Here is a 6407-nt window from a genome sequence, read left to right as displayed (position 1 = left end):
TCTTTCACCGGTTTTCTTTAAAATCAGTCTTTTTAACCAAGAAGCAATCACAATTTTAGTCATGGGCAGTTTGTAGGTAGCATGGACTTTGGCAGCTGGCATTGCCCAGGTTTCATAACCTTGGATGAAATAGAACTTGGCACCACACTCCAAGGGCAGCTTCGCTACCCAAGGAGCAGTTTCTACGGCGGTGGCCACCACCACATCTGCTGAGGGGAGGTATTTGGCGGAAAGGGAGGGGACTTTTTTGATTTTGGCTTTAACTGGAAACCAATGATGGTTTTCGAAACTAAGCATCGCTTGCAGATTTGATTTTAACCATTTGGCGCCAGCCGTTACCCCGTCTTTAGCAAACCATTTTCCAGATAAATTATAAGGGTAAACAATGGTCACCTGATGACCTAATTTTTGTAAATGATTGGCATGCTCAAAAATTACCTTTATCCCACCAGTCAATTTTAATGTGTTTACGCAAAAAGTAATTTTCATAATTATCTCAAGACCCTTAAGTCCTCTTTTTTAATCGCCCCCAAAATATATAAAATCATAAAATAAATCACTCCGGCTACCGCAATCAATAATCCGATCGCCAAGGTTTTTTGCCAAATTTGAAAGCTATAAATTTGTGACCACAAAATTATAAAATCATATTTGATGACCAGTAAAATTGCTCCGGCCGTGACAGCTCCTGCCAACAAAGCCGGTCCAAAAATTTGCAATGACGGCGCCAAACGGACGTGTTTCCAAATCAAACTAAAAGCAATGATACTTATTGCTAATTCACCAATGGCCGTAATTGTCGCCGCGGCAATAAATGAATAATAAGGGATAAAGATAATATTAGCGATTATATTTACCACGCAAAAAATTGCTAACGGTAAAATCCAATAAATTTGTTTTTTAGCGGCGGTCAAAGTATAACCAGACAAATTACCCACAAAATGGGAGAAAAATGCCACTGATAAAATCCGTAAGGCCAAGACCGAACGGACAAATTCCGGACCAGCAATAATATCAATAATTTGTGGTGCCAAAATAAAACAGATTAAGGAAACAAATATTCCCGACATTAACAAAAAATCAAAAGCGCGTTGAAAAATAAACTGTGTTTTTTGAAAATCTTTTTTAATATTAAAAGAGATTTGTGGAAAAACCAAACCGGCAAAAAGTGCCGGAAAAACAATGATAATGTCTAAGACCCGGTAGGCGGCGCCATATAAACCAACCGCTTCTAAATTATTATAATTTCCAACATTTTCAATTAAAACGTGTTTTAAGGGTACTAATGACAAAATTACGGTATCAATTTTAAAATAAATTGTACCTAAAATTCCCACCACTGCCAAAGGCCAAGCATTGATTAAGATTTTTTTCCAAAACCGGGTTTCGAATTTTGGCACTAAGTGTAAATGCTGGCCAATAAAGAGATAATTTAAAATAAAGTTTATCCCAAAACCCCCCGACGAAACAATTAAAATAGGAATAAGACCATAATTATTTTTGATCAACCAAATCACCGCCAACAAAGTCACTAAACGGCCAGAAACTTCGGCGATGGTTGCCTTATCCATACGCAAATCAACCTGAAAAACGCCTAACATCATTTGATTTAAAAGCATGAAGAAAATCCCCACCGAAAAAATGGCGATGCCAATTTTGACCGCCATTGGATAACCCAACAAAAACGAGACCCCAATCGCGATTAACATCGCCAAAATCGCCGAAAATATTCTCAAGCCAAAAACATTATTCACAATTTTTTCACGCAATTTTGGTTGTTGGGAAATTTCCCTTACCATCACCATATAAAGCGCTAAATCTGCCAAAACCGCAAATAAAGCCAAATAAGAAATCACCATATTATATTGGCCATATCCGTCCACGCCCAAATGACGGGTGATCAACATCACAATAACCAAAGAAAAGGCAAAATAAAGAATTTTGCCTATCGTTTGAATAATAGTATTAATCGCGATCCGACGAGTTAAAGTCATTTTTGGTTTAATTTAAAAACTTACTGAATTATATTATATCGCTATTTAACCTAAAAAGCAATAATCAGACCACCCAAAAAGGCATAAAAAAGAGGCGTAGCACCCAAAGGATATTTGGGAACAACGCCCTGACAATTAATATTACATTTCTGGAAATGGATTGTTGGCGCCAGTACGTAGTACCAGTTCACCATCACGAACCAGCGCCTCAGTACTTTCGCCGGCATCTGCCCACCAACCACAGCAATAACCGTAAGCTAATCTTCCTTCCTTTATAAAGAGATTATTAACATCAGTAATTTCCATCTCTCCGCGCGCCGAGGGTGTCAAACCACGAATCTTTTCAAAAACATCAAAAGGATAGTAATAAACCCCTGTTACCGCCCAGTTTGACGGTGGTTTGGCATAACCTTTTTCTGGAGTTGGTTTTTCAATAATTTCCATAATTTTCTTGCTATCTTCTGACAAAATCGCCACGCCATATTGTTCAGGATGTTCAACTTTAGCCAACAAAATTCTTGCCATATCCGGTGACTGTCGGCAAGCTTCGACAAAAGGTTCAATGGTAAATTGAAACAGGTTGTCTCCAAGTGCCACTAAAACTGGTCCATTGTTGGCAAAGTTCTCTGCCAGGGCAACGGCTTGTGCAATTCCGCCAGGCTGAGTTTGAACTCGATAGGTCGCATCCAAAGCAAAAAGAATTTCAGTCGAGCCGCGACGGCAAACATGACCATCTAAAACCGAGTCCATAATTTGTCCGGCATGATTTAAACCAGTAGTCAGACAAACTTCTTTAATGCCAGCCTTCCACAACATTATCAAAGGGTAATATATCATTGGCAAATTACCTACGGGTAAAACATGCTTGTTGAGAAAAGCCGTCAATGACTCAAGCCTGGTTGCTGTTCCACCAGCTAAAACAACACCACGGATCGTCATTTCCGGTCACCTCCCGAGTTGTGAGTAGAATTCTTCCGCTTCTCGCTTCGCATTCTGCCACCAAAAACGATTAGCTCGATACCAACTAATTGTTTCTTCCAATGATTCTTTAAAATTAGGAAAGGATGTCCAACCAAGATTATTAATTTTAGTGGTATCAACTGCATAGCGAAAATCGTGGCCAGGCCGATCTGGGACAAACTCAATATAATCTTCAGGGTTATAACCTATTATTTCACAAATCATTTGCGCAATTTCTAGATTCGCATATTCATTGCCGGCACCAATATTGTAGATTTCACCAGGTGTACCAAGTCTTCGCACCAGTTCAAGCGCTATACAATGTTCTGAGACAGAAATCCAGTCGCGCCGATTTTCACCTGTGCCATAAAGTTTAATTTTCTGGCCCTCAAGCAGATTAGTAATGGAACGAGGAATAAACTTTTCTACAAGCTGATATGGTCCAAAATTATTGGTGCAACGAGTCACAATCACCGGCAAACCATAAGTTTGGTGAAATGCCAAAGCCATTAAACTGCCAGCTGCTTTTGAGGCAGAGTAGGGGCTGGAAGGGTTCAAAACATCCTTTTCCGAATAACAACCTGCGGTAATCGAGCCGTATTCCTCATCAGTGCCAACATAAACAAAATCACGGGGTTGGTTGATCATTTGCCAACATTCCAAGGCTGAGGTTAAGAGTTGAATTGTGCCCATAAAGTTTGTCTGACCAAATACTAAAGCGGCGTTTTTTGCCAAAGAACGATCCACGTGGGATTCGGCAGCAAAGTGGAAAACCACATCTGCTTGGGTCATTAATTGCGAAACAATATTGGCATTACAAATATCTCCTGTAATTATTTTTACCTGATCGCCGGGCAAACCATTTAAATTTTTATAATTTCCAGCGTAAGTGAATTTGTCTAAAACGGTTATGGAATCTTTAGGCCAAATACGTGACCAGTAGCGGACAAAGTTCGTACCAATAAAACCGGCGCCACCTGTTACCAACAGATTCATCTGCAAGTCTCCTCTCTGGTATTCAGTCTCGGTCAACAGTCTCGGTTTTAAAATAGGTTGTAAATGTACAAAAAGAGGCACTTGCCCCTTGATATTATATTTGAATTTTCCAATCTGTCAATATTTTACGTTCCACCAATCCAAAGATGGCATATGACCACTCACCGCCGCCAATGCTAAAGCGGCAATTGCTAAAACAATCAGCATGATTAAAGCAATTAATTTTCTAATTTTAATTTCTACATTTGGGTCTGAACTCATCTCCCCTCCCTCAAAATGGCATGCCTGACCCCGATGTACTTCGGGGCGACCTCCAGCTCCGCAAAATTTAATTGGTACCCCGAGGCAGATTTGAACTGCCGGCCTTGTGCTCCGCAAGCACACGCTCTATCCGCTGAGCTATCGGGGCGCTCTATCCACCGAGCTACAGGCACATATTTAGAATTTTATCCACCGGTTGATAATTGTTAAAAAATTAATTTTCGGCGATGATTCTGGTAAAATTTGCGAGATTTGCCGATATATTCTTTTCGCATCCTTGTTTTTAATGTTTAACCATAAAGAACCAGAAAACCATCTCAATTTTTCCAGATGTAAATGGCTATTTGGCCGATCTGGAATCAGATAAAAAGACTTAAAATTGCTAATTGGGAATATTTTACCATTTATTTCAATTTTTTTCAAACCTAAGCGGCATTTTAGGCTCCGCGGTCGCTTTGGCGCATACTGAAAAAATACCACGGCTGATAAAACAACAATTGCTGTTAAAAACCAATTCCGCTGCCAGACCGCTAATGCCAAGGTGGCGACAAATATTACTCCTATTATTAAATACCATAAAATCCCTTTTCGAAAATACATAAATTCCGGAGCTAAAAATTTAATCGTGGAAATTTTCACGGGACGATGTTTTTTAAGCGATTTCTTTTTTTTCATTTGATTGCTATTAATTGTTTTTCGCCTTGAAAATTAAACTTTAATCTGTTTTTAAATCCCCGGCCCGAAAACGGTTAGGCGCTTTAATGTGCCAGGCATCCGGATCAACGCGATGTAATGAATCCCATAATTTCTTAGCGGATTTGGTGAAAAATTTTTCACCCACCCCTTTTTGCCTCATTATTTTCCATTTTTTCGGCAGTAAATTGCCACGCGATTTTTGTTCCCTTAACTCCAAATCCACATCAATATTATCGGCGTCTTTGACAATTTTCGCTTCCAGCGACTTTCTTTCTTCATATTCTATCCAAAGTTGATAAAATTCCGATTCAATTGAGGTATTTTTTAACATACCAGTGATGGCTAATTTTTCATTTCTTTTGGTGTATTGTCTAGATAAATAATGGACATCGCCAGTGCGGCTTTCACAAATATCATGAACCAAGGCGATTTTTAAAATTTTATCCAAATTTACCTTTTTCTCATTTTTAGCAATAATCAGGGCGATCCAGGTCACTCTTAAGGTGTGTTCGGCTAAATTAGCAAAATCAAGATTTAAAAATTGCCTCCAGGTTCTGGGAATAAATCTTAAGGTGCCGATTTCATATAAAAACTCAACATCTCTTTTTTTCATAATTGTTGTTTTTGCGAAGCGATGGCGGAGAGGGTCCCGCTTCGCATCAAGCGATGCGGGATAAATGTGATTTGTTTATTCCGAGCATAGAGAGGAATTTATTCCGAGCATAGAGAGGAATTTATTCCGACTTGTCCCGAGCCTTGTCGAGGGAGTGATGTCGAGGAAAACCCTTAATCAGTAATTCTTTCTTTTCCTTTCTCCATTTTTTAATTTGGACTTCCCTCTTTCTTGCAAGAAATTGATCTTTGTATTTTTCAGAATATATTAATTTTACCGGCCTTTTACCTAACAAATATTTTGAACCATAACCTTGATTGTGTTTTTTAATTCTTTTTTGAAGATTATTAGTTATTCCGGTATATAAAGAGTTATCACTACATCTAAGTATATATAAAAACCAATAATTATTCATTTGGTCCTTCGACTACACTCAGGATAAACGGAGAGGGCGAGATTCGAACTCGCGAGGCGGCTTTTAAACCGCCGGAGGTTTAGCAAACCTCTGCACTAGACCACTATGCGACCTCTCCATAAAAAATTTAAAAATTAAAATTTAAAACGCAAAAATGTATCTTTAAATTGCCAAAAATCTTGACAATATTCCTATAAACAATACTTATTTTACCAAATATGAGCAATTTAGCAAGGGTTGATTTTTTAAAATTTTTACTTGTGGATAACTTTCTATTTTTTGCCACTTGACAAGTTAATGTCATTTTTTGCATGATAGAGTTAGTTTATAAATTATAGTTCAATAATTTGGGGCAAAGAGTCATTTTATAGATTATAACCGAGTTATTTGATTTTATAAATCATTTTATCAATGATTATATATTTCTTTGCAAGATAGTGTCATCTTGCAATTATTGCATGCCAATTTCTGG

8 protein-coding genes and 2 tRNA genes are annotated in these 6407 nt (G+C 38.2%); all 10 read right to left on the bottom strand.

Annotation, left to right across the window (positions count from 1 at the left end; genetic code table 11):
• The coding region (locus tag VJJ80_02280; GenBank protein HLC38930.1) for a glycosyltransferase family 1 protein at window positions 1-489 on the bottom strand (489 nt) is incomplete at its 3' end.
• Between the two features lie 2 nt (window positions 490-491).
• Window positions 492-1994 carry a flippase gene (locus tag VJJ80_02275; protein HLC38929.1) on the bottom strand — a complete coding sequence of 501 codons (1503 nt, stop codon included), beginning with the start codon at window positions 1992-1994 and terminating at the stop codon, window positions 492-494.
• A 141-nt stretch (window positions 1995-2135) separates the two neighbouring features.
• Window positions 2136-2933: a sugar phosphate nucleotidyltransferase gene (locus VJJ80_02270; protein HLC38928.1), complete on the bottom strand. Its 798-nt coding sequence runs from the start codon at window positions 2931-2933 to the stop codon at window positions 2136-2138.
• Between the two features lie 6 nt (window positions 2934-2939).
• Complete coding sequence (gene rfbB / locus VJJ80_02265) at window positions 2940-3950, bottom strand: dTDP-glucose 4,6-dehydratase (GenBank protein ID HLC38927.1); 1011 nt, start codon at window positions 3948-3950, stop codon at window positions 2940-2942.
• 117 nt (window positions 3951-4067) lie between these two features.
• Entirely contained in the window at window positions 4068-4211 is a 144-nt protein-coding gene (locus tag VJJ80_02260) for a hypothetical protein (protein ID HLC38926.1), read from the bottom strand.
• Window positions 4212-4283: 72 nt separating this feature from the next.
• Window positions 4284-4359: transfer RNA gene (locus VJJ80_02255), tRNA-Arg, on the bottom strand.
• A gap of 29 nt (window positions 4360-4388) precedes the next feature.
• On the bottom strand, window positions 4389-4886 hold the full coding sequence (locus VJJ80_02250; protein HLC38925.1) for a hypothetical protein: 498 nt from the start codon (window positions 4884-4886) through the stop codon (window positions 4389-4391).
• A 40-nt stretch (window positions 4887-4926) separates the two neighbouring features.
• Window positions 4927-5520: an HD domain-containing protein gene (locus VJJ80_02245; protein HLC38924.1), complete on the bottom strand. Its 594-nt coding sequence runs from the start codon at window positions 5518-5520 to the stop codon at window positions 4927-4929.
• 121 nt (window positions 5521-5641) lie between these two features.
• The gene (locus tag VJJ80_02240; GenBank protein ID HLC38923.1) at window positions 5642-5935 is read right to left on the bottom strand and encodes a GIY-YIG nuclease family protein; all 294 of its coding nucleotides are present in this window, start codon (window positions 5933-5935) and stop codon (window positions 5642-5644) included.
• Between the two features lie 28 nt (window positions 5936-5963).
• Window positions 5964-6053: transfer RNA gene (locus tag VJJ80_02235), tRNA-Ser, on the bottom strand.
• Window positions 6054-6407: the final 354 nt, after the last annotated feature.

This window comes from Patescibacteria group bacterium, from assembly GCA_035288465.1.
In the GTDB taxonomy this organism is placed as follows: Bacteria; Patescibacteriota; UBA1384; order DATEAH01; family DATEAH01; genus DATEAH01.
This window is presented reverse-complemented; position numbering and strand designations above follow the sequence as displayed.

What these genes read in the sequence shown, in the direction of transcription:
- VJJ80_02275 (HLC38929.1), bottom strand. Translation starts at nt 1,994, where the DNA reads ATGACTTTAACTCGTCGGATCGCGATTAATACTATTATTCAAACGATA.
- VJJ80_02270 (HLC38928.1), bottom strand. Translation starts at nt 2,933, where the DNA reads ATGACGATCCGTGGTGTTGTTTTAGCTGGTGGAACAGCAACCAGGCTT.
- rfbB (HLC38927.1), bottom strand. Translation starts at nt 3,950, where the DNA reads ATGAATCTGTTGGTAACAGGTGGCGCCGGTTTTATTGGTACGAACTTT.
- VJJ80_02260 (HLC38926.1), bottom strand. Translation starts at nt 4,211, where the DNA reads ATGAGTTCAGACCCAAATGTAGAAATTAAAATTAGAAAATTAATTGCT.
- VJJ80_02250 (HLC38925.1), bottom strand. Translation starts at nt 4,886, where the DNA reads ATGAAAAAAAAGAAATCGCTTAAAAAACATCGTCCCGTGAAAATTTCC.
- VJJ80_02245 (HLC38924.1), bottom strand. Translation starts at nt 5,520, where the DNA reads ATGAAAAAAAGAGATGTTGAGTTTTTATATGAAATCGGCACCTTAAGA.
- VJJ80_02240 (HLC38923.1), bottom strand. Translation starts at nt 5,935, where the DNA reads ATGAATAATTATTGGTTTTTATATATACTTAGATGTAGTGATAACTCT.